22 protein-coding genes are annotated in these 22,994 nt (G+C 48.3%); 9 read left to right on the forward strand and 13 right to left on the reverse strand.

The window, feature by feature from the left end; genetic code table 11:
• Positions 1-109: 109 nt before the first annotated feature.
• The 4 genes from KNO95_RS08885 to cls all read left to right on the forward strand — a co-directional run bounded on the left by KNO95_RS08885 (position 110) and on the right by cls (position 4,420).
• Positions 110-1,048: an EAL domain-containing protein gene (locus KNO95_RS08885; RefSeq protein WP_214878755.1), complete on the forward strand. Its 939-nt coding sequence runs from the start codon at positions 110-112 to the stop codon at positions 1,046-1,048.
• 195 nt (positions 1,049-1,243) lie between these two features.
• On the forward strand, positions 1,244-2,428 hold the full coding sequence (locus KNO95_RS08890; protein WP_214703140.1) for a chloride channel protein: 1,185 nt from the start codon (positions 1,244-1,246) through the stop codon (positions 2,426-2,428).
• A 65-nt stretch (positions 2,429-2,493) separates the two neighbouring features.
• The gene (locus tag KNO95_RS08895; RefSeq protein ID WP_026825034.1) at positions 2,494-2,844 is read left to right on the forward strand and encodes a hypothetical protein; all 351 of its coding nucleotides are present in this window, start codon (positions 2,494-2,496) and stop codon (positions 2,842-2,844) included.
• A 46-nt stretch (positions 2,845-2,890) separates the two neighbouring features.
• Positions 2,891-4,420: a cardiolipin synthase gene (gene cls / locus KNO95_RS08900; protein ID WP_353048126.1), complete on the forward strand. Its 1,530-nt coding sequence runs from the start codon at positions 2,891-2,893 to the stop codon at positions 4,418-4,420.
• Here the strand turns inward: cls and KNO95_RS08905 are convergent.
• From KNO95_RS08905 to ypfJ, 9 genes are all read right to left on the reverse strand, one after another.
• Complete coding sequence (locus tag KNO95_RS08905; RefSeq protein WP_251125110.1) at positions 4,396-4,929, reverse strand: TVP38/TMEM64 family protein; 534 nt, start codon at positions 4,927-4,929, stop codon at positions 4,396-4,398. The two genes, cls and KNO95_RS08905, sit on opposite strands and share 25 nt — an antisense overlap.
• Positions 4,930-4,992: 63 nt before the next feature.
• Positions 4,993-6,270 carry a dicarboxylate/amino acid:cation symporter gene (locus KNO95_RS08910; RefSeq protein WP_026825031.1) on the reverse strand — a complete coding sequence of 426 codons (1,278 nt, stop codon included), beginning with the start codon at positions 6,268-6,270 and terminating at the stop codon, positions 4,993-4,995.
• 155 nt (positions 6,271-6,425) lie between these two features.
• On the reverse strand, positions 6,426-6,929 hold the full coding sequence (locus KNO95_RS08915) for a YwhD family protein (RefSeq protein ID WP_214700241.1): 504 nt from the start codon (positions 6,927-6,929) through the stop codon (positions 6,426-6,428).
• A 55-nt stretch (positions 6,930-6,984) separates the two neighbouring features.
• On the reverse strand, positions 6,985-8,034 hold the full coding sequence (locus KNO95_RS08920; protein ID WP_214878759.1) for a DUF871 domain-containing protein: 1,050 nt from the start codon (positions 8,032-8,034) through the stop codon (positions 6,985-6,987).
• A gap of 62 nt (positions 8,035-8,096) precedes the next feature.
• Positions 8,097-9,470: a PTS transporter subunit EIIC gene (locus KNO95_RS08925; RefSeq protein ID WP_214703137.1), complete on the reverse strand. Its 1,374-nt coding sequence runs from the start codon at positions 9,468-9,470 to the stop codon at positions 8,097-8,099.
• 13 nt (positions 9,471-9,483) lie between these two features.
• Positions 9,484-10,377 (reverse strand): N-acetylmuramic acid 6-phosphate etherase, encoded by an 894-nt coding sequence (murQ, locus tag KNO95_RS08930; protein WP_214703136.1) that lies wholly within the window; start codon positions 10,375-10,377, stop codon positions 9,484-9,486.
• A 101-nt stretch (positions 10,378-10,478) separates the two neighbouring features.
• Positions 10,479-10,946, reverse strand: coding sequence for a GNAT family N-acetyltransferase (locus KNO95_RS08935; protein ID WP_214703135.1), 468 nt, complete (start codon positions 10,944-10,946; stop codon positions 10,479-10,481).
• The gene (locus KNO95_RS08940) at positions 10,943-11,791 is read right to left on the reverse strand and encodes a MurR/RpiR family transcriptional regulator (protein ID WP_026825025.1); all 849 of its coding nucleotides are present in this window, start codon (positions 11,789-11,791) and stop codon (positions 10,943-10,945) included. Before KNO95_RS08940 ends, KNO95_RS08935 begins: the two co-directional genes overlap by 4 nt.
• A gap of 94 nt (positions 11,792-11,885) precedes the next feature.
• Complete coding sequence (gene ypfJ, locus KNO95_RS08945) at positions 11,886-12,740, reverse strand: KPN_02809 family neutral zinc metallopeptidase (protein WP_214703134.1); 855 nt, start codon at positions 12,738-12,740, stop codon at positions 11,886-11,888.
• A 149-nt stretch (positions 12,741-12,889) separates the two neighbouring features.
• On the opposite strand from ypfJ, the gene KNO95_RS08950 reads away from it, so the two are divergent.
• Positions 12,890-13,078 carry a 2-hydroxymuconate tautomerase gene (locus KNO95_RS08950; protein ID WP_012727443.1) on the forward strand — a complete coding sequence of 63 codons (189 nt, stop codon included), beginning with the start codon at positions 12,890-12,892 and terminating at the stop codon, positions 13,076-13,078.
• 39 nt (positions 13,079-13,117) lie between these two features.
• On the opposite strand, the gene KNO95_RS08955 is transcribed toward KNO95_RS08950, so the two are convergent.
• Both KNO95_RS08955 and KNO95_RS08960 read right to left on the reverse strand, forming a co-directional pair.
• On the reverse strand, positions 13,118-14,704 hold the full coding sequence (locus KNO95_RS08955) for a Na/Pi cotransporter family protein (protein WP_214878760.1): 1,587 nt from the start codon (positions 14,702-14,704) through the stop codon (positions 13,118-13,120).
• Positions 14,705-14,726: 22 nt separating this feature from the next.
• Entirely contained in the window at positions 14,727-16,022 is a 1,296-nt protein-coding gene (locus KNO95_RS08960; RefSeq protein WP_214878762.1) for an HD domain-containing protein, read from the reverse strand.
• Between the two features lie 106 nt (positions 16,023-16,128).
• On the opposite strand from KNO95_RS08960, the gene KNO95_RS08965 reads away from it, so the two are divergent.
• Both KNO95_RS08965 and KNO95_RS08970 read left to right on the forward strand, forming a co-directional pair.
• Positions 16,129-16,971, forward strand: coding sequence for a lipoate--protein ligase family protein (locus KNO95_RS08965; protein ID WP_214878764.1), 843 nt, complete (start codon positions 16,129-16,131; stop codon positions 16,969-16,971).
• Positions 16,972-16,979: 8 nt separating this feature from the next.
• Complete coding sequence (locus tag KNO95_RS08970) at positions 16,980-17,825, forward strand: DegV family protein (RefSeq protein ID WP_214878766.1); 846 nt, start codon at positions 16,980-16,982, stop codon at positions 17,823-17,825.
• Between the two features lie 41 nt (positions 17,826-17,866).
• Here KNO95_RS08970 and KNO95_RS08975 read toward each other — a convergent pair whose 3' ends face one another.
• Entirely contained in the window at positions 17,867-19,816 is a 1,950-nt protein-coding gene (locus KNO95_RS08975) for a glycoside hydrolase family 3 protein (RefSeq protein ID WP_214878768.1), read from the reverse strand.
• A gap of 327 nt (positions 19,817-20,143) precedes the next feature.
• Between KNO95_RS08975 and lipA the strand changes: the two genes are divergently transcribed.
• Together lipA and KNO95_RS08985 are read left to right on the forward strand one after the other, a co-directional pair.
• Entirely contained in the window at positions 20,144-21,040 is an 897-nt protein-coding gene (gene lipA / locus KNO95_RS08980; protein WP_214878770.1) for a lipoyl synthase, read from the forward strand.
• A 17-nt stretch (positions 21,041-21,057) separates the two neighbouring features.
• Positions 21,058-21,888, forward strand: coding sequence for a lipoate--protein ligase family protein (locus KNO95_RS08985; protein WP_026825017.1), 831 nt, complete (start codon positions 21,058-21,060; stop codon positions 21,886-21,888).
• Positions 21,889-21,923: 35 nt separating this feature from the next.
• Here KNO95_RS08985 and desA read toward each other — a convergent pair whose 3' ends face one another.
• Positions 21,924-22,937 carry a Delta(5) desaturase DesA gene (gene desA, locus KNO95_RS08990; protein WP_026825016.1) on the reverse strand — a complete coding sequence of 338 codons (1,014 nt, stop codon included), beginning with the start codon at positions 22,935-22,937 and terminating at the stop codon, positions 21,924-21,926.
• Positions 22,938-22,994: the final 57 nt, after the last annotated feature.

The following is a 22,994-nucleotide window of genomic DNA, read 5'->3' on the forward strand; positions in this document are numbered from 1 at the left end:
GTACCCATTTTGCACGATTTTTTTGCGAAATGTATCTTGAATGTGAGTTTTTTGTGAGACGTAGCCGATATACTGAATGAACTAATTTTGAATGGAAAGGTGGAATACTATGTGGTCACCCTGTGCTTCCTGTAACACAACGGTTCCTTTGATTTCTCAAGGAAAACTCATCACAAAAACGAAAGAATATTCTTATACATCATTTGAAGAATTAGATGCACTTCTGATGCACGTTGAGGGTACCGTATACTGTGTCGACAATCAATCGAACAGTCAAACGCCTCCACTCGAGGTCGAGGTGTTACGCGATCAACTCGCGCATCGTCATATCATTGATCAAATTCAGCACGGAACGTTTGAGAGTCACCTTCAACCGATTATCTTCCTCGATTCTAAGGAAACGTTCGGGTATGAGGCACTTCTCCGTAGTGGTGCTTCTATTTCACCCGGTGATCTGTTCCGAACGGCCAACCGGTTTGGGTTGCATTCGAAGCTCGATCAACGTGCTCGCGCCGAGGCGATTAAAGCGACGTTCGAAGCCGTGGCTCCACATCAAAAGACGTTTATCAACTTTTTACCATCGACGATTTATAATCCGGACTATTGTTTACAACATACGTTCGATATCATCGATCGATATGGACTCAGCCCAGACCGCTTTATATTCGAAGTCGTAGAGACGGAGAAAGTACATGACGTCGATCATCTTCAACACGTTTTTTCAACGTATAAACAACGGGGGATGAAAGTCGCATTAGATGATGTCGGTGCAGGTTTCTCTACCATCGATATGTTGAAACGACTCGAACCAGACTATGTCAAAATCGACCGCTCTTATATTTCATTTTGTGATGAAGATGCCGAGAAGCGGTCCTTCCTCAAAAAAGTACGAACTTTGACCAAATCGATGGGAATCACGCTTCTTGCCGAGGGCATAGAGCGTCTAGAGGAGGCAGATGTCTGTCGTGAGCTCGGATTCGATTTGGCACAAGGGTATTTCTTTGGAAAACCAGCACCTGCGAATAAGCACACCTTTGAAATTGCATAAGTAAACTTCTTAACGAGGAGTGTAGGCATCGACCTTGTCGAAACCCTGCACTCTTTTTCGTTTTTCTATGATGAGTAAATGTCTGCCGCCCATTCCTTCCTCTTTATTTCATTATTTTTTAGGTTTCGGTCAGAGGTGTTCAGGAGATAGCATAATTATAGAAGATTGATGCGGGCGAAAGAGGTGAGTATGTAGATGAAATCATGGATTGTCAGTGGCTATGCGATTGTACTCGGAATTATCATCGGCTTAGTGAGTTGGCTCTTCTTATCCGTCGTCTATAAAGGGATTCATTTTGTATGGCATACGGTTCCTGAACAATTTGATGTTCGGTTGTATCTATTCCTCGTCCCGGTCCTCGCCGGGGTGTTGATCGGTCTTTTGCAACACCGTTATGGTCGGATGCCGCGCCTCATGCCAGAAGTACTAGAAGAACGGAAAGGGACCGGCCGTATTGACTACCGCTTGATCGGGTTCACGACATTGACCGCTTTACTCGTCCTCATCGGAGGGGCAAGTTTAGGACCTGAAGCGGCACTCGTCGGCATCGTCGGGGGGCTCACGACATGGTTCTCAGAGCGCATCCGCTACGTGCGCCAAGAATTAGGTGAATTACAAGAAGTCGGTCATGCGGTCGTTCTCGGGATTGTCTTCAACGCGCCACTCTTCGGCGCGATTGCGGCTGAGGAAACTGAGCGAAAGAAACAACCGATGCTGAACCTTCTTGCTACACTCGCCGGAATCGGAACGTTCTATCTACTCAATCAACTCGACGAACGCCCACCGTTTATCATTAAATTCCCAGCGATTGAAAGCGTCCAAATCGATTGGTCAATTTTATTGATTGTCCTTGGCGGTATGATTCTCGGATGGCTCTACTTAGTCAGTGAACATACATTAATGCGACTTTTTTCAAACATTCCTATTTTATTGCTCACTACGCTTGGCGGCATCGGGATCGGGGGAATGGCTCTCCTCTATCCAGACTTACTCTTCTCTGGTGAAGAAACAATCCTTGAGTACGTAGATGAGTGGCAACTCATCCCGCTATACACACTTCTCCTTTACAGTGTGTTAAAACTGCTCTTTACGGCATTCTGCCTAGCTACCGGTTGGCGTGGCGGTCATATATACCCACTTCTTTTTTCTTCGTTCACTCTTGGCTATTTTTTCAGCCTCTTATTTGAGGTTGATATGACATTTTCAGTCGTCCTCACGACGAGTGCCTTACTTGCGACAGCGATGCGACAACCGTTGGCGATTATCGTACTACTCGTACTCTTTTTTCCACCGAATAGTTGGTTTTATATATTTGCGGTCGTAGCAATCGTTTCCAAAATTCCACTGCCGTCATTTATCCACTCTCCAGTGAAAGCTTGATTTTAGAAATAGGAAAAAGGGGAATAGATGAATAGTTATGCAGTCTCTCGAAAGGAGGAACGGTTGTGAGCGAATACGAAATGGCCATTGAAAACCTAATTGACGCAGTTAGCTCAGATTGGATTAGCATTATTCTAGCTATTTTAGTCGTGATTATGGGGATTGTCGTCTTCGTTTATGTCGTCATGACAATCGTCGACATGTTTTTATCCAAAGATATCGTCTGGGGAATCGTTGAAGTCATCGCTCTATTCGTCGGACTAGCCGTGTTATTGTCCGTCTTCTATTACTGGAATCGGAATCGGACAAAAGCACAGTTCGGTCTCTTCCTCGTCTTGTTCTCTCTCGCAGTGAATGTGTACTTCTTTGTCCGTTACGCGGATGAAATCAACGCTGTTCTGAACAGCGTGTACTAAAAACGAGGGGATGCATCCCCTCGTTTTCATCGTTTCTGGAAAGGTGGTGTTTCGTTTGAAACGTCGTGTCATTCAATTGATGATTATGGTCATCAGTGTCATTTTGCTAGTCAGTCTCTTTTTTTGGCTGGATATCCTTATACCTGTTTTAATCGGCATCGCCATCGTCGCACCGCTTGTCGTCGGTTGGCAGATTCTATTTGACCAAGTACAGCCCCAAGGAAAGCTCGCCTGGTTACTTACCGTGTTCTTCATCCCGTTCATCGGTGTGTTGGCGTGGGTCATGTTCGGACGCACTCCACGTCGTCATCGACGCTTTAAACGGACGTCATCTGAAATTCGGATGCTAAGACAAGCAATCGAGAGCGAAAAAATCGAGACCTCACCTGAGATCGTGTCCGCCTATCCGTTGACACGAACACTCGAAAAGTTAGGCGCGACCGGTGCGAACGGACATACCTCGACGAAGCTTCTCGTCAATGGTGAAACGAAATTTGAGGCTTTGTTAGAAGTCATCAACAATGCAACAGATCATATTCATATTCAGTACTATCTATTTCGAACGGATGAGATTTCTTTGAAAGTCCGAGATGCACTCATCCAAAAATCAAATGAAGACGTGACCGTTCGTTTTTTGTATGACGGACTCGGTAGTCAAGAAATCGGAGAAGACTTCATTCAACCGTTACGTGAATCACGCGTTCACGTCCAGGCGTTCGACCCGGTCTTGCACCCCTATCTCGTCTTCAACGCGAACTTCCGAAATCACCAAAAACTGATTGTCGTGGACGGTCAAATCGCTTTGACCGGTGGATTAAACGTAGGAGACGAATATCTCGGTAAAAATGAGAAGCTAGGCTTTTGGCGAGATACCCATTTACACCTTGAGGGACCACTCGTCCGTGAACTCCAACAGCTCTTCGTTGAGAATTGGTTATATGCGGGTCAAGGTACGATGGATGAGACATGGGACTTGTTCGCAGACGAAGAACATCTATCTCGGTATTTTGTGAATGAACCGAAAGGACAAAACGGCGCGACGCAACTTCTCGTCACGTCACCCGGGAAAGATGTCACGATTCGTGATGGACTCATGCGCTTGCTCATGGAGGCTAAAGAGTCCATCTGGATCACGACCCCTTATCTCGTTCCACCACCTGAACTGTTGGCGATTCTCGAGGTCGCCGGTCGCAGCGGGATTGATGTAAGAATCGTCGTACCGGGGAAAGGCGATGAATGGTTCAGTTTTCATGCTTCCGAATATTATTTCGAACAGCTGATTAAGCGAAACATTAAAATTTATAAATATAATCGACATTTCATCCATGCGAAAACGCTTCTGATTGATGGCAAGGTTGCCCTTGTCGGATCGGCCAACTTTGATTTTCGAAGCATATTTCTAAACCATGAGATGACGATTGCCCAATTCGATACGACATCCATACAAGAGCTTCACGACACCTTTTTAAAGGATTTTGAAGAATCGATTTTGATTGACTGGACCATGTTACGAAAAAAGACGACGAGGAAACGTTTCGTCGAGGCGTTTTGCTATATCTTTTCGCCACTACTTTGACGCATTCGCCAAACGAGGTATGAAACGGCAACGAGTCCGACGAGAAACAATTGCCATTCGATTGTCAACTGCATGGCAGCTGTCACGGCAAGTCCTTCGATGATCAAAGCGGGCACTTTTCCAATCGTACTCGCGACCGCGAACGATGTGAGTGTCATACGACTGAACGCTGCCGATAACGTGACGAGACCAGACGGGACAAACGGCATGAAACGCATCCCGAGAACGAGAAACCATGCTTCGGCTCCTCCAGACTCACGAAGTCGCTGAAACCGGCCACTGTCCGGGGACGTATAGCGATGCAGTGCTTTTCGGTAAAGAATGAAGCTCACGATGGCGCCGATTGCCTCCCCGATAATCGATACGAGTATGCCCGGTACGAGACCGAGGACGCTCACATTGATGGCTGTTAGAAAAGCACTCGGTAGGACACCGGCGACCGCGATTACACTATTCAGTAAAATACTGATAATCAAAAATAAAGGGAGCGGGAGCAATTCCCATTCCATAACGATCACTCTTTCTATGCACAAAATAAGGACCATGACATGTCGTCATGGTCCTTCACTATATCATAGTGATGAAGAAGACGTTGCGCCTGCTTCATCCCACGAGTCTTCGTCGACTGGTGGTAAATGTTTTTCTTCCAATTTCGAAACGACGACCGCACATGCCGCATCCCCCGTGATGTTGACTGATGTGCGAAGCATATCGAGAATACGGTCGACCCCGATAATGAGGGCGATTCCCTCTACCGGTAAGTTGACCGACTGAAGGACGAGGGCAAGCATGACGAGCCCGACTCCTGGCACACCTGCTGTCCCAATGGATGCGAGGACCGCTGTGATGACGACCGTCAACAACTGAGTCATCGTTAAATCAGAAGCAAATACTTGTGCGATGAAAATCGTCGCAACCCCTTGCATGATTGCCGTCCCGTCCATGTTGACCGTTGCCCCGAGTGGTTGCACGAATGAAGAAATTGAACGCGGGACACCAAGTTTTCTTTGTGCCACTTCCATAGAAACAGGAAGGGTCGCGTTTGATGAAGACGTCGAGAAGGCGAACGTCATCGCTTCATAGAAGTTTTTGAAGAAGAATACAGGACTCATCTTCCCGATGAAGTAAACGGCTGCTCCGTATACAATGGTTGCATGTAAGAATAGCGTCAAGACGACGGCAATCATATACCATGCCATCGCAACGACCGCATCGAGACCGATGCCTCCAATCGCAGAAGCAATCAATGCGAAAGCGCCGTATGGTGCGAGCTTCATGACAAGATGAATCAAATACATCATGATACGATCACCTTGTTTGATGAATTGACGCCACGTCTTCGCCTTATCCCCGAGAGCAATTAATGCAAATCCAATCAATGCCGCAAAGACGATGATTTGAAGCATGTTTCCTTCAGCGAGTGCCGTAATCGGATTTGTCGGAATCATATTGACGAATGTCTGTACGATATTTGACGATTCCTCGGTCGCTGTTGATTCAAATTCAAGACCTGTTGTTTGGAAGTCCCCACGCTCCCCTGGCTGTAAGACAGATGCGACACCCATCGCTAACATGATGGCGAGTGCTGTCGTCGTCAAAAAGAATAAAATCGATTTCGTCCCGACTCGGCCTAACTCTTTTGGATCCCCGAGACCCATGACCCCTAAAATAATCGAGAAGAAGACAATCGGTACGACTAACATTTTAATCAAATTCAAGAAAATCGTTCCGACCGGAGATAAAATATATGGATTCACAGTTTCATAAATATTATCCGGCAATCCCGCCAATCCTAGACCAACTACAACACCTAGCGCGAGACCGATTAAGATTTTTTTCGTTTCGCTCATCGTATCACCCTTTCTTTTTTCACAATGTAGTCAGTATATCATAATACTGAATTTTCATACAATTACAAATGAATATCTCTTCAGTTACAAAATTCCCTTTTAATACCAAAAAGTCGAAACAAAAAAGATTGGAGACGAAAATTCGTCCAATCTTTTTACTCAGCGCTTAAGCGCTCGAGCTCTGCATGAAGTTCAGTCGACTGTTCCCAAATCTCGGGGCGATGTTCCTGTAAGAAATTTGCTAATACGTCTCGGGACGGAGCGTCCATCATCTCGATTAAAATCCGACCCTTCAACGACTTGTCCATCTGATTGACGTGATATGGCAATAATTTATAGCCGCGTCTCGCTTCTAAGTCAACCAACATATCACATGCCGCAATTCCACCGTAGTAAAAGCCTTCTGGTTTTCGACCGACTGTGACCCACACAATCCAGTACAGTTTCCCGTTCGGTACCGCCTCCCGGTCCGTCAAAAACTTAATGCGTTTCTCAATGGCAGACTTCGCATGCATTGCGCCCATGTCGATTGTCGCTGTGCCCGTCTCGACATCGATAATCACCGGGGACATGTTATTTAAACTAAGCGAACCGACACCAAAACCACCATGCCCGTCCGTTGCATCGTCTGAAATAATATTAAAATTAATGTCTTTCATGTTCCACCCTCCCTCTCTACTGTACACAATGATATAGGATTGTGGCAATCATGAGTCACACCCAGTCGATTTGAAAGCGTCCGCCTGGACCGATTTGTTGAATCAGTGAACGGTCTTCTAAGATGACTCTTCCGATGACATTGACTCGTTCATCTGCCGATAAACTCTGCTTCGTCACTTGTAATTCTCCTGCATATCGACCGTAACGTTCATTGTCGATCGTGATACTGCCAATCAGCCTTTCTTCTGTGTATCGCGGTTGAATCCGTTGATTTCCGGGTCTACCGTAAGCACGAGACTCAACGGAACGAAGGACATCACGGGCAGAGTCCATCCGATTCGTGTGACGGGTCGGAAGAGAATCATCACGATCCCGTGCAGTCGCTCGAAGGACGATGATTCCCTCATCGTACGCCTGAAACTGTCGCATCGTCGTATCTGATACATACGGGTCGCCAATCAAGATACGATCGACTGTCGTTTGCAAATCGACATAACACGAAAAAGGAGACTTGTGACGATGCGCTTCGAGTGTCGGTAACGTCTCATGAAGGGGACCACGCAACCGCTCTTCTCCAGGGATGAACGCTTGTATCTTGATTCCTTGTGACCGGTGCCAAAGGTTTTTTTCATCAAACCATGTACGCTCGAGCCCTGTTTCCGGACGAGGATAAAAATTATGCCACGCTTCTACGCGTTCTCGTTGTAATCCGTGCCGAAGCATCTCTTCGAGTTCTTTTTCTGTGAGCGTACTCGCATTCAATGCAACCATCATCTGTTTCGATAAAGCAGCGACTTGTTTCGGCGTAACGCCATAATCGACTCGTAATCCCGTGATGCCCCAATCTAAAAGCGTATGCGCATCGTCCCAGTCCTTGCCGAGCGCCTGTAGAGAAGACGGGGCAATATCTGCTACGAGTTCCATATCGAGGCGTCTTGCCAACGCACCTAACTGCTGGAGTCGTTCCGTATAGGTTGTCGGGTCGTCTTCTGGAATATGAAGCGACGTGAAGATGCTCGTAAACCCTACCTCTCGCATATGTTCCATCCAATCAATTAATTCAGGTGACAGTTCCTCGCTCAAGTAAATTGAAATTCCTCTCATACCTATCACTCCTTACCAAAAGTAGAGAAAAAGATGACTCGCTTCTGAGCCATCTTTGTTTATTAGATCCCGTCCGCCATCTCTTCTTTAAAGCCGAAGAAATACGTGAATAAAAAGCCTGCCGTATATGAAATCAATAGTCCTGCAATGTACGTCAAATACATGCCATTATCAATCAATGGTGTGAGCGATAGACCGGATACACCGATTCCGAGCGCCGCCGTCTTCATCGTTGCTTGGAAGGCACCACCGACCGCGGCTCCGAGACACGCCGTCAAGAACGGACGTCCGAGTGGAAGCGTGACCCCGTAAAGAAGTGGTTCGCCGATTCCGAGGAACCCGACCGGGATGGCTCCTTTGATAATATTACGCAGGCGCGGGTTGCGTGTCTTCACAAAGATCGCAAGTGCTGCACCGACTTGACCCGCACCGGCCATCGCCAATATCGGAAGGAGTGCTGTCGTCCCGACCGTGTTCAACAGTTCTAAATGAATCGGCGTCAATCCGTGGTGTAACCCGACCATGACGAGTGGTAAGAAGAATCCGGCAAGTACTGCTCCCGCTACCGGCCCCCCGACTTCAAGCGTCGCATTGATGCCTCGCATGATGCCGTCTGATAATAATCCTGCGACTGGCATGATGGCATAAAGGGCAGTAAATCCAACGATTAGGACAGTAAAGAGTGGTGTAAAGATAATATCAATCGATACCGGCATGAAGCGACGAATGTGCTTCTCGATATACGTCATGAGCCAACCGGCAAAAATAACACCGAACAGCCCTCCACGCCCGACAACGAGCGGTTCCCCATAAATAACGATATCCGCGAGGAGCGGGTTAAATAGAATTCCCCCGGCAATTGCCCCGAGTACCGGCGTTCCCCCAAACTCTTTTGCTGTATTCCACCCGACAAGGATGGCCAAGTACGCAAAAACTGTACTCCCGAGCACGAGCAGAATTTGCATCCACGTCTCTGTTCGGTCGACACCGGCGTTGACAGCGAAGTTCGCCGCACCGTTAATAATCCCCGAAGCGACAAGTCCAGGAATGAGCGGAATGAAGATGTTTCCGAGGCGACGAAGGAATCGTTTGAACGGTGACTTTTGCTTCTCTTTCACCTTCTGGCGTTCAACAGCCGCACGTTCCTCTAACGTTAAGTTCTCATCCACCGACTCTTCCCCAATCGCTAATCCCGTTTCATGGCTCATATAGTCCGCGACCCGATTCACGGTACCTGGACCGACGACAATTTGCAGCGTCTCGTCATCGATGACACCCATGACCCCGTCAATCTTCTTCAATGCGTCAAGATCTGCTTTCGTCGCATCTTTCAACGTCAACCTTACACGTGTCATGCAATGCGCGAGTTGACGAATATTCTCTTTCCCCCCGACATGTGCGAGGATGTCCCGTGCTAAAACCTCTTCTTTCTTCACCTTGAATTCCCCCTTATAGCGCCTCACGGACGAATCCGTTCGCACTCTCTAATCGTTTGATAGCCTCTTCATAAGAGACGTCGGCTAAAATCATGACGATTGCTGTTTTGACGTGGCCCTTGGATGACACAAAATAACGCGCGGCCGTCTCCAGGTCGACCCCTGTCGCTTCTGCGATCATCCTCTTGGCACGCATTTCTAGCTTTTCATTCGTCGGCTTCACGTCGACCATCAAGTTTTGATACACTTTCCCTACTCCAATCATCGACGTCGTCGATATCATGTTGAGGACAAGTTTTTGAGCCGTTCCTGCCTTCAATCTCGTCGAACCTGTCAACACTTCCGGTCCCGTCTCCACTTCAATCGGATAATTCGCATGTCGGCTGATGACGGCATCGTGATTGCATGAAATCGCAGCCGTTATCGCACCGATTTCACGTGCGTAGTCGAGACCCCCGACCACGTATGGTGTCCGACCACTCGCCGCAATCCCAATGACCGTATCGTCCGCTGACAATTGAAGCGCTTTCAAATCTTGAACCGCCAATTCTTTACTGTCTTCTGCTCCCTCGACGGCTTTAACGAGCGCACGTTCGCCACCTGCAATCAGTCCGATGACTTGGTTCGGTGACACACCGAACGTCGGCACACACTCTGCAGCGTCTAAAATACCGAGTCGCCCACTCGTACCCGCTCCGATGTAAATCAAGCGACCGCCTTTACGAAAGGAAGCGATGACCTGCTCTACAACTTGCGCAATGACCGGGAGTTGTTCTTGAATCACTTGAGGGACTTTTTGATCCTCTGCATTCATAATCGTCAATCGTTCCTCAATCGACATCTCGTCCAGTTGCATCGTTCGTTCATTCCGTCTTTCTGTAGCCAATTTATCTAGCATCGCCACCATCCTTTCTTCTCTATGATTTCATCGTACTATATTGAAACTTAAAGTCAATTTATAATTTAATTTTTATGAAATTTAATTTCAAATGAGATTCAAAAGAAAACTCACTCCAATCGAATGAGTTGTTTCTTCAGGACGTGAACGCGCACGTCTTTATTCGTGACCGAATCCTTTTCGTATTCATAGCCGTTCCGTTCCCAAAATCGGCGGGCTCTCTCATTATGAGGAAGCACTCCTAACCGAAACTCTGTTTGATATGGACGCATATATTGATTTTCCAACTGTTCATACAACGTTTGCGCCAGACATGTCCCGTGAAGCGACTCATCGACGACGAACAAACCGAGCCAAAGCGAGCCATCTACCGGGTGTTTTTTTAAGAGGTCTGCGATTGCTATGATTCGCTCTCCTTCGCGAAAAATCAGGCTAACGGTACCTTCTGCTTCAAAATCCGCCACGTTCTCGTCGCGAAACGTTTCAGTGGATTGTCCATTCATACGAGCGAACGTGCGCTGCCGCATCAAGAAGTTCTCCAACTCCGGTCGATCCTCTACCGCATATGGTCGAATCATCGGCGCAATTTCACCATCTCATCTCGGGCTTCTGCGTAACGATCGATCAATCCTTCTCCTTTTCGGTGAAGGAGTCCCATATATAACGTATCGACAATCGTTAATTGCGTCATCCGTGAGGCGATACTTGCGATTCGGAAGTCACTCTCGACGTTCGGCGTACAGAGTCGAACGTCCGCTTCCCGGTAAAGTGGCGATTTGTCGAGGTTGGTGATGGCAATGACAGGAACACGTTTCTTTTTCGCAAATCGGACGAGCTCGAGCACATCTTTCGTTCGTCCTGACGTACTAATCGCGACAAATACGTCAGACTTTCCTAAATGCGGGATCAGCGACAGCATATAATGAAAATCCGGAGATGTCATGGCTGCATATCCCAATTTCGTAAACTTATATTGCGCATCAATCGCCGCCGTCGAAGATCCGCCGACCCCGTAAAAAATGACACGGTTTGCACGTGCGAACAACTCCACCGCATGTTCGAGTTCTCGTTTATCCATCGCTTCGGCGCATGCTTCAATCGCCGCTTTATTGACGTGAATGACTTTTTGAAACGAGTCGTACGGGGTATCTTTTTGCTGAAGGACATTGAAATCTGTCAATGTCGTCTCCGTGACGGCCAGGTCTTTCACGAGCGCGAGTTTAAATGCTTTAAAACTATCGATTCCAATCACTCTAGCGAAGCGAACGATACTCGCCTCAGACACATCCGTCTTTTGGGCAAGCTCTTTCGTGGTCATATTTGGAATGAGCGTTGAATGCGACAAAATGTAGTCCGCAATTTTCTTTTCAACCGCTGTCATATCGTCTTTTGCTAAATCAATTTTCGTAAGTAAGGATTCCATCGGGTCATCCCCTTCCTGCAACTGTTGTTCTTTTATGATAGCGGATTCTTTCCTCATATTCCAATCGGCTAAGAAGGTCGAGCGTTCAACCGGCCTATAAGTTGTTCGTATTGAACGTGTCCCCACCTTGAATCGATCCGTTCTCAAATCCTCTTTCGAACCATCGCATCCGTTGTTCAGAAGTACCATGCGTGAACGAGTCCGGTGTCACGTATCCACGCGCCTGACGTTGTAACGTGTCATCCCCAATCTGATGCGCGGCATTCATCGCCTCTTCGACGTCTCCTGCTTCGAGATACCCTAAACCTTGCGCATGATGCGCCCATACGCCTGCGTAGTAGTCCGCCTGCAATTCAAAGCGAACGAGATAACGGTTGAATTCCGTTTCACTCATCTCGTTACGAAGCGGCATGATTTCTCCTGTCGCCCCGAGAAGTGTCTGTACATGATGCCCGACCTCATGGGCGACGACGTATGCCATCGCAAAGTCACCAGGTGCATTGAAACGTTGGCTCAGTTCATCATAAAAACTCAAATCGATATATAGTTTTTGGTCGCCGGGACAATAGAACGGACCAACGGCCGACCCGGCAATACCACAAGCGGATTCGACTTGTCCCGAAAATAGGACGAGCGTCGGCTCTTCATATGTCATCCCATTTTTAGCGAATATGTCTGTCCACACTTCTTCCGTATCTTTTAAAACGACCGCTACGAAGTCCGCCATCTCCTCTTCACGAGCCGTTCCCGTATACGTTCCCTCCGATTGAGGTTCCCCAAGTCCGATGTTGTTGACGAGATCCGTCGGACTGCCTCCGTTCAATAACGTAAAGACGATGACGAGAATCAATCCGAGACCACCCCCGACCCCGGCAATCCCTTTTCCTCCGATGCTCCGTCCCCGTCGGTCCTCGACGTTACGGCTCTGTTGTCTTCCTTTCCACTTCATCTTCATTCCTCCTACATTCGCTCTGTCTTGTTACATACCCGAAATATATAAAAAATGAGCGCCTGCTTTGAGGTAGATGAGAATTTTTCTTTTCTCAGCGAACGGGATTCACTACAATATAAGAGACTTCAGCAAAGGAGGAATGACCCATGCCTTACGTAACGGTAAAAATGCTTCCGGGCCGTACCGTGGAACAGAAACGTGCGTTGATCGAAAAGGTGACGGATGCCGTCTCCGAGACGACGAACGCGCCAAAAGAAAACATCACCGTCTTCATCGAAGAGATGGATGCAACACATTACGGTCAAGCCGGTGTGATGCACGCAGATAAGAAATAAGCGACGAACGGACCCCTAATATGGAGTCCGTTTTCTATTCTAATCTTCCCTGTTCACGTCGAACCGTTCACTCGGTATGGTCGGCTTAATCAAGTGACGCGTCGCTCGCCAGATGTGATAGCCGATACGGTCGAGCCAGAGCAATACTTGCACTTTTTGTATCGTCAGGTCCATCTCCAGTTGATTCGCTGCCGTCTCTTCTAACAGTTCCGAACGATGTGCTTTCCGATACTCCGCCAGTTGTTTCGAGGCCTGTTTCCACAGCTTTGAATCCTCCGGTGGCGTATGATGATTCAGTTGATTCACAAGGTCAAGCTCATGTAACACAAGTTCTCGTGCTACTAAAAAGTCGGTGTCCCGAAGTACGTGGACCGGTTCGACTTCCCGCAAGACGTATAACCAGCGTTCCAGGTGGTCAATCGTGTGCAAGAGAGATAAATGTTGACCATAATCATTTCGCTTTCCATCATCCTCAAGACGTATCGTGCTCAAAAAGAAACGAACGTCGCTCAACGTCTTGTCGACGAGGATCAATTCATCTTCACGTAGTCGCCCTTCACGGACGAGCAACTCGGTCTCGTTCCCTAAATAACGCTCGATTTCAAGTAAGGAACGTCGTGCCGCTTCCAAAGCGACTGTCGGAAGTTGTGACATGTTTTTATCGAGCAGATGCGTCAATTTTTCTGACCGACTCGGAATCCACTTCAGTAATCGACGTGCGAACGTTTGATAAAAAGGCAGGAACAAGATCACACCAAGTAGATGGAATGTCGTATGGAATAAAGCGAGGCGCAACAAATCGTTCCAGTTGAACCAATCGGCCACTCGATTGACGACCTCGAAGAGAACGGGAAATGTCAACCACCCCATGAGGACAATCGACACATGGTAGATGGCATGAGCCAACACGATGCGCCGCGCCGATTTCCATCCACCAATCGAACCGAGTGCCACGACAAGGCTCGTTCCAGCACTCTGACCAAGCACCAAATAAGCAGCCTGTGGGAGTGAAATCGCCACTGTCGCAAGGGCCGTCATCGTTAACACGAGTCCAATCGTCGACGACTGAAGGATGGCGGTCATCATGAACCCGATTCCAATCAGAACTACCTGATGCAGAATAGTCATTTCACCGACCGAGCCAAACGAGAACGTGACGACATCCCCCATTGCTTCTTGAAGTGTTCCAATTCCAACAAAAATCAACCCGATGCTGACGAGAAACAATCCAATACGGCGAAGGCGCGGACTGGAGAGACGAAACACCATCCCGATTCCAATGAGCGGTAGAAACAACTGGCGCACGTCTAAATTGTAGCCAAGGACGGCAATAATCCACCCTGTCGTCGCACTCCCTACATTGGCTCCAATGACGAGCGGTAACGATTGTGTGAACGTGAGGAGCCCTGCACTCACAAATCCAATCGTCATCAACGTAGTAACCGAAGAAGATTGAAATAAAGCTGTTAACATGGCACCAAGTGTCGCACCTGACAAAGAGCCATCGGTGAATTGATTCAAGTGATGACGTAGTCGTGTACCCGCCCATTTTTTGAGCGTGTCTGTGAGTAGTGTCATGCCGAGTAAAAATATCCCGATTCCACCAATCAGTGTCGCAATCTCCATCGTGTCACGCTCCTTTGCGTGCTTATTCGTCTTTTAATGTCGACAAAATCCACGATTTCTCGTTGGCATAATCCTTCAAGTTCAACAACACATCTTCCGGATAATAAATCTTTTCATCCGACTGTCTCGAGTTCAAAATCGACTGGACGAGCATCGACACTTCCGAAATCTCTTTCCTCTCCCCATCATTCATCTGAAGATAAATCCCTTCATACTTTCCTTGGCCTTTATACAAGTCATATGGCAATTGACTTAACTGATCTTCAAGCAAATAATATTTCGACGGTAACCCGATTGTTTCCATCGTCTGACGGAGACGTTCCATATGACGGTCACGGTTCGCTTCCGGGAAGTTTTTATATTTCAATAAACGACGATTCACGAACCGACTGGACAGATCGGCCAAAATCGAGTCTTCCTCATCCATCCACTCTTGGAAATAGAAGTAGACGACCGTTTCATCCAACTTCAAATATTGTTCGAGCGACATCACTTTTTGTTCAAAAATTGGCAAGAAGTGCTTCGGGGTCAGGTTGAAGGCATAGCCACTCTCATACAGTTCCTGTGCTCGCTCAAGAATCGCTTTCAAGAGAAGGTCGCTCGAACGTGTCGCCGGATGAAGGTACACTTGCCAATACATCTGATAGCGACGCATGATGTAATCTTCAATCGTGTGCATCCCCGACTGCTTGACGACGACTTGATCTTCATCTGGACGCAAGACGCGCAACATGCGCTCTAAATCAAATTTCCCGTAGCTGACACCTGCAAAGTGCGCATCTCTTAGCAAGTAGTCCATCCGGTCGACATCGAGTTGCGAACTGAGTATGTTGACAATTAGACGATTCGGGTGCGTCTTGTTGATGATCGAGGCCACTTCTTCCGCAAACCCGACACCCATCTCGGATAACACTTTGTTAACTTCGGTATCCCCTAAAATGATTCGTTCGGTCCACACTTCATGGCGAACAGAGAAGACGTGTTCGAACGCGTGCGAGAATGGCCCGTGCCCGACGTCATGTAAGAGTGCCGCTGCTAACAACAACTCACGGTCGCGGTCATCCCATTCCGGATATTGTTGGAACTGATCGATTAACTGGCGTGCGATTTCGTATACACCGAGCGAGTGATGAAATCGTGTGTGCTCTGCGCCGTGGAACGTCAAAAAGGACGTCCCGAGTTGCTTGATGCGACGCAAACGCTGAAACTCTTTCGTGTTGATCAGCTCCCAAATAAGATGATCGTAGACGTAAATATAACGGTGTACCGGGTCTTTAAACACTTTTGATCCAGATAGTTGTCCTCGTGACGAGTACATGACATGCCCTCCTACGTTTCGTTATGTTCTAGATTCGACTTCAAACGAATCGTTCCCTCCGTGCTATAATGAGAAGGAAAATTATTTGTGAAAAGGAATTAAGTATATGATCCATCCATTATTAAAACAACCGAGTTATCGTGTGATCGACCAATCGAGCCTTGGCACGATGTTTCAAGCGGAACAATCTTTCGCAACTGACGATACGTTATGTGCTTCAACCCAACAATCAGGCGCTGTCTTGCGCGTATGGGTGCACACGAATACGATTGTACTCGGAATCCAAGACGCAAGGTTGCCCCATTTAAAAGATGGGGTTCGGTATTTGCACGAGCGTGGCTTTCGACCGGTCGTCCGTAACTCGGGCGGACTTGCCGTCGTGTTAGACGATGATGTCCTGAACTTATCTTTAATCTTACCCGAGAATGACGGGATTCAAATCGACAGCGGCTATGAGGCCATGACCTCCCTTATCCAACAGATGTTCCAAGATGTCACGAGCGACATCGTCCCAGGTGAGGTCGTCGGCTCGTACTGTCCGGGAAGTTTCGACTTGTCGATTGACGGGAAAAAATTCGCCGGTATTTCGCAACGACGCGTCCGTGGCGGTGTCGCCGTTCAAATTTACTTGAGCGTCAGACAGAGCGGGAGCGAACGTGCCGAAATCATTCGAGACTTTTATGATTTGGCGATCCAAGAGGAAGCCACCAAGTTCACGTACCCTACCATTGTACCGGAAACGATGGCTTCGCTAGAAGACTTGCTCGGTATTCCCCTCACGGTTCAAGATGTTCTTACACGGGCCTACCGCGTCCTTTCCACTGTCAGCACGCTCCAAAACGCGTCACTGACAGCTGAAGAACAAACGACACTCGTGAGCCAGCTCGAACGGATGTGGAAACGGAATGAACCGCTACGCGAGATTGAACAACACTTAACAGAGGAGTGATTCATCCAATGTTTAAACTGATCACAGACACCGGAGCCGATTTGACACACGATCAAATCATCGAATACGGTCTTGAGATTTTACCGCTCGGTGTCATCATCGACAACGAAGAGTTTTTAGACGGGGAAACGATTCAACCGAAAGACGTGTACGATGCGATGCGTCAAGGCAAGACGCCGAAGACGTTCCAAATCGAGGCGTCACGTATTGAACATTGCTTCCGTCAGCATCTCGAGGCGGGACTGCCGTTCTTATATCTCGCCTTCTCCGGCGAACTTTCTGGTACCTATCAAACCGCCGTCATGGTCGGTGAGATGCTGAAAGAGGAGTATCCAGACAGCACATTCAAGATTCTCGATACTCGAACCGCTTCAGTCGGACAGGCGTTATTCGTTAAGACAGTCGCGGAGTACAGTCAAGAGCACACGTACGAAGAAACAGTTGCGTATGCCACTTCACTCGTCGGAAAAGTACGCCACCTGTTCACAGTCGAATCACTTGAATATTTGATGCGAGGCGGACGTGTCTCGAAAGCGAGTGCCTTCATCGGTGACTTGTTGACGATTTTACCGTTATTGACGGTCGAGGACGGAAAACTCGTCCCGATTGAAAAAGTACGCGGTCATAAGAAAGTCATGCGTCGCATGGTCGAATGGACCGTTGAATCGAAGCCGCTCGTCGAGAACGGGGACCTTTTCATCGGTCACGGTGACGACGTTGCGAAAGCTGAACAATTTGAGAAGATGGTCCGCGAACATCTCCAACCGAAACACATCACGAAGACACTGGTCGGGTCTGCCATCGGTGCCCACACCGGTCCAGGTCTACTCGTCATCGCCTATTTCGAAGCATGAAAAAATGAGCTCTCCCGATTTTCGGGCGAGCTCATTTTCGTTTAGCGATTCCAGTTTTTAAATCCATCCCCAAACTGCGCATAGTTCTCGTCTTGGAATACACCGTCCACAAATTTTGGTACATCTACCGGCAACTTCCCTTGCGGCTTCACTTCACCGAAGATGGCACGAATGCCTGCCGGTAAGTTCGGTCCTGCCGACTTCAAGTTACCCGCTTCCGAGTCTGGTCCGTTCGGATCGCCTTTGAATCCATAGATCAATAGCTGCGCCGGTGCTTCTAGCTGAACGGCAATATCATATGGATTACGCAAACTGAGTAAGACCGACTTCTTCCCTGTCTCGTTGGCGTAACGGAACACTTCGGCCGGTACATAATGATCGGCTGACGTCGACTTTAATTTGGCGCTATTGTTCACGTTTGAACCGACGATGATATAGTCAGCCGCCTCGACTTGTTGCCGTAGTAACGGATTTCGATCTAGATGTGGCGTCGATGCTGAGTAGTTGGCCGTGATGACGTTCACGCCTTTCATATTCCCCGCATTCTTTTCTAGTGACTTAATCGTTTTCACCATGCTGTCTGTCTGGTCTTTCGCTGGCGACAAGACGAGCACCGTGTCTCCTTTTTTCGGTTTAAACGGGAGCGTCTTGTCATCATTCTTCACGAGAGTGACAGCCGCCTCCGCGATTTCACGCTCTTTCACTTTATGTTCTGCGCTTCCTACGATAGTATTTGCTTCCGCAAGCTTCGCCTCGAGCGTAGTCGAGTTCATCGTTTCTCCCCAGATGCCCCGTTCTGCCTTCAGTTTTAAAATCCGTTCAACCGATTCATCGATGGTCGCCTCCGACAAACGTCCATCGTTCACTGCCGCGATGACTTCCTCAAAGATCGCCTCAAGTTTGATCACGTCCGCCTCCGAACGTAAAATCGTCGGCATGAGCGCAATATCGACCCCCGCTTCAAACGTCTTGATGACCGCTTCCGCTTCCGTGAAGTTGTCTGCGATAGCCTGCATGTTGAGCGCATCGGTCACAACGATTCCTTCATATTCGAGTTCCTCACGGAGCACTCCCGTAATGACATCGTCCGAGAGCGTCGCCGGAAGCGGGAACGTGCCACGATCTGACTCGACGACCTCGTCTTCAATCTGCGGCATCCCGATATGTGCTGTCATAATCATATCGATGCCTTCCGTGATGGCACGTTTGAACGGTAGCAGTTCCAGTCCGCGCAACTCGTCGAGCGTTTTGTCGACAATCGGTAATCCGTAATGGGAGTCGACGGCTGTATCTCCATGACCTGGGAAGTGCTTCGCCGTTGCCGCTACACCTTGGTCTTGAATGCCTTTCGTCATCGCTGATCCAAGTTCGCCGACCAGGTCAGGATCGCTCGAGAAGGAACGGACCCCGATGACTGGATTCCCTGGGTTATTGTTGACGTCTAACACTGGTCCGAAGTTCACGTTTACCCCGAGTGCGTGTAATTCAGAACCGATGATTTCCCCTGCATCATAGGCATATTGACTGTTTCGAGTCGCTCCAAGCGCCATATTCCCCGGTAAATTCGTTCCCGTCCCAAGGCGTGTCACAATCCCACCTTCTTGGTCGATTGTGACGAATAACGGAATATCATTGCTGGCATCTTGTTTCACGACTTCTTGCAGGTCATGAACGAGTTTCGTCGTCTGTTCCGTCTCTTTCACGTTTTCCGCGAATAAAATGACGCCCCCAAGGTCAAATCGATCGATGACTCGCGCAACTTCCGGTGCAAGTGCCGTATGGTTCGCCCCGTTCCATAGTCGGAAGTCCGGCATGATCATCTGTCCGATTTTTTGAACGAGTGTCATCGATTCCAATTTCGTGCTGACACGCTGATCAATCGACATGGTCGGTGTCCCTTCCGCCACGACCGCGTCCGCTGCCGGAACCGAGGAGACGAGCAACGCCGTCGTCAATCCGAGTGTTGCCGTCCAATTTAATGCCTTGTTCATGTTCCCACTCCCCTTAGTCAAATTTGGCTGACCCCCAAACGAAAAGGCATGGAGGAAGAAGCGTTGCCTCATCAACGCTCGTTCACCCCATGCCTGATCGCATCAGTTACATTTGGTTCTTATTCAGGTGGTCAACAACAGTATAGCAACTCCACTTTTCAGAAACAATCGCCCTAGTGAAAGCGTAACCATTTTGAAACAATGTTTCTGTTTTGATACACAGAAAACTGTATTGGTAAAACCAATAATTTCTCTGGTTCGTTTTTGATTCTTTTTTTGGTAAACTCAATTCGTTACAGGTTAACTTAAAAAAAGGGGGAGTTTTTTGTGGCAAGAGGGGAACTGAAACGCAAGCCGGAATGGTTAAAGATTAAATTGAACACGAATGAAACATATACCGGCTTAAAAAACATGATGCGTGAGAAAAATCTACATACGGTATGTGAGGAGGCGAAATGTCCGAACATCCATGAATGTTGGGCGGTACGTCGGACCGCGACTTTCATGATTTTAGGAAGTATTTGTACACGCGCCTGCCGCTTTTGCGCCGTCACGACAGGTAAACCGAACGAGCTTGATTGGGAAGAACCGAAGCGTGTCGCCGAATCGGTACGCCTCATGAACTTGAAGCATGTCGTCATCACGGCCGTCGCACGTGACGATTTGAATGATTACGGGGCTACCGTCTTCGCGGAAACGGTTCGTGCCGTCCGCGCCATGAACCCAGAAACATCGGTTGAGGTGCTCCCGTCAGACATGATGGGTGACTTCTCTGCCTTGCAGACGTTGATTGATGCGGGTCCTGACATCATGAACCATAACTTAGAGACCGTTCGTCGCCTCACACCGAGAGTCCGTGCGAAAGCAACGTATGACCGGACCCTCGAGTTCTTGAAGCGTTCGAAAGAACTGAATCCGGAGATCCCGACGAAATCATCAATCATGGTCGGACTCGGAGAAACGAAAGAAGAGTTGATTGAAGCGATGGACGACCTTCGCGCGCACAACGTTGATATTTTGACGCTCGGTCAATATTTACAGCCGACGAAGAAACATCTCGAGGTCGAACGTTACTATCACCCGGATGAGTTCGCCAAGTTGAAAGAAATCGCACTAGCAAAAGGATTCTCACATTGTGAGGCAGGTCCGCTCGTCCGTTCTTCTTACCATGCGGACGAACAAGTACACAAGGCACGTCGCCACACGATGTTGCCAATCGATTAACAGAAAGAAGAGAGATTATGACTGGTACGACGTGGCACTTACTTAGAACCGAATCCACTTCACCGGCTGAGAACATGGCGATTGACGAAGCCATCGCCAATTGGGTCGCGAAGGGAGAACTCAAACCGACGCTCCGTTTTTATTCATGGGCACCTCATGCGATCAGCGTCGGACGTTTCCAGCGGGCGACACGTGACTTGGACCGCGAGGCGCTTACGAAGAACAATATCCCGGTCGTTCGGCGACTAACCGGGGGACGGGCCGTGTTACACGCGGATGAACTAACATATAGTGTCATCTTGCCCGAGTCGACACCGGCTCTTCCGACAAATATCATCGAGAGCTATCGATTACTCACGGAAGGTGTCCGTCGCGGTTATCATGAGCTCGGTGTACCGGCCGAGTTTTCGGTGCCGTTGACGGAAGAGGATCGTGAGGCGCTCCGCAAACCAAAATCAGCCGTTTGCTTCGATGCTGCCTCGTATTACGAGCTTGCCGTCGACGGGAAGAAGATTGCGGGTAGCGCACAGGTACGTCATCAAGGGGCCGTGCTTCAACATGGATCGATCCCGCTTTCTGTCGACGATGAGGTGTTGTTCGACTGCTTCACGATGGAGGAGCACGAAAAACTTGAAGCCAAAAACCGCTTCAGCGAAAAAGCTGTCGCCTTGAATGACACGTTACAGCGCTTCGTCTCCTTTGACGAAGTAGCAGCCGCATTTGAGACCGGCTTCAAAGACGCGTTCTCCTTGACGTTCGAACCGCTCGTCTTTACGACAGAACAGCGAGCTGAGATCGATTTGCTCGTGAAGAAGTATGAGAGTGACGAATGGGTCTGGAAACGCTAAAAAGATTGTCCCTTTTTTACGGGGACAATCTTTTTTCATGCCACGTTCGTTCGGCGCAAGAGATGGCGCACATCCCGGAACGTGACGAATGTTTTATTGTTTTCATCATATAACTTGTAACGTAACGACTTCAGGCTTGAAAATAGCCCGATTGTCGTTGCTCGCTGTAATGGTGGTGTCGATGTATGTGCCTTCTCTAAATGATAGTTCGGCACTCGTGGACTCAAATGGTGAACGTGATGGAAGCCGATGTTCCCCGTCACCCATTGAAGCACTTTCGGCAATTCGTAATACGAGCTTCCTTCAATTGCCGCCTTTACGTAATCCCATTCCTGTTCATCTTCAAAGTAGGAATCTTCGAACGTGTGCTGAACATAGAATAACCAAATTCCGAGCACGCCGGCGATGAACATTGTCGTCCCTTGTACGATAAGGAACGCTTGCCATCCGATGACATAAATCAACGCACTGTATAACACGACGAGTGAGAGATTAATGATATACGTGTTTTGCCGTTCTTTTTTACGGGCGTCTTTTCGATTGAAACGACTCGTCACGAGAATGAGCCAAAGTGGTCCAAGACCGAACATGACGAGCGGATGACGATATAGGCGATACTTCAATCGCATCCATTTCGAGGCTTCGATGTACTCCTCAATCGTCATGACCCAGATGTCGCCGACGCCCCGTTTATCCAAATTCCCACTCGACGCATGATGAATCGCATGCTCGCGTTTCCACTTCTCGTAAGGAAACAACGTCAAAACACCGGTAATCGTTCCGACGATGGCGTTTGCCTTCTTATTCTTAAAGAACGAACCGTGTGTACAGTCATGGAAGATGATAAACATCCGCACGACAAATCCTGCTGCTATCAACGTGAACGGTAATGTCAGGAAAATGGAGACACTCAGTAGTTGATACGCCAAAAACCATGAAACGAGAAACGGTAAAATCGTATTGATCATCTGCCGCACACTGATCCGAATATCGGACTTTTCAAACGGCGAGACGTGCTTTCTTAATTGGGCAATCTTTTCTTTACTCATCACGACCTCCTTGAACTCAACAGCGTCACAACGCAAAAATATAGATAAAACCAACAA

Source organism: Exiguobacterium sp. ERU653 (assembly GCF_018617775.1).
Taxonomy (GTDB): Bacteria; Bacillota; Bacilli; order Exiguobacteriales; family Exiguobacteriaceae; genus Exiguobacterium; species Exiguobacterium marinum.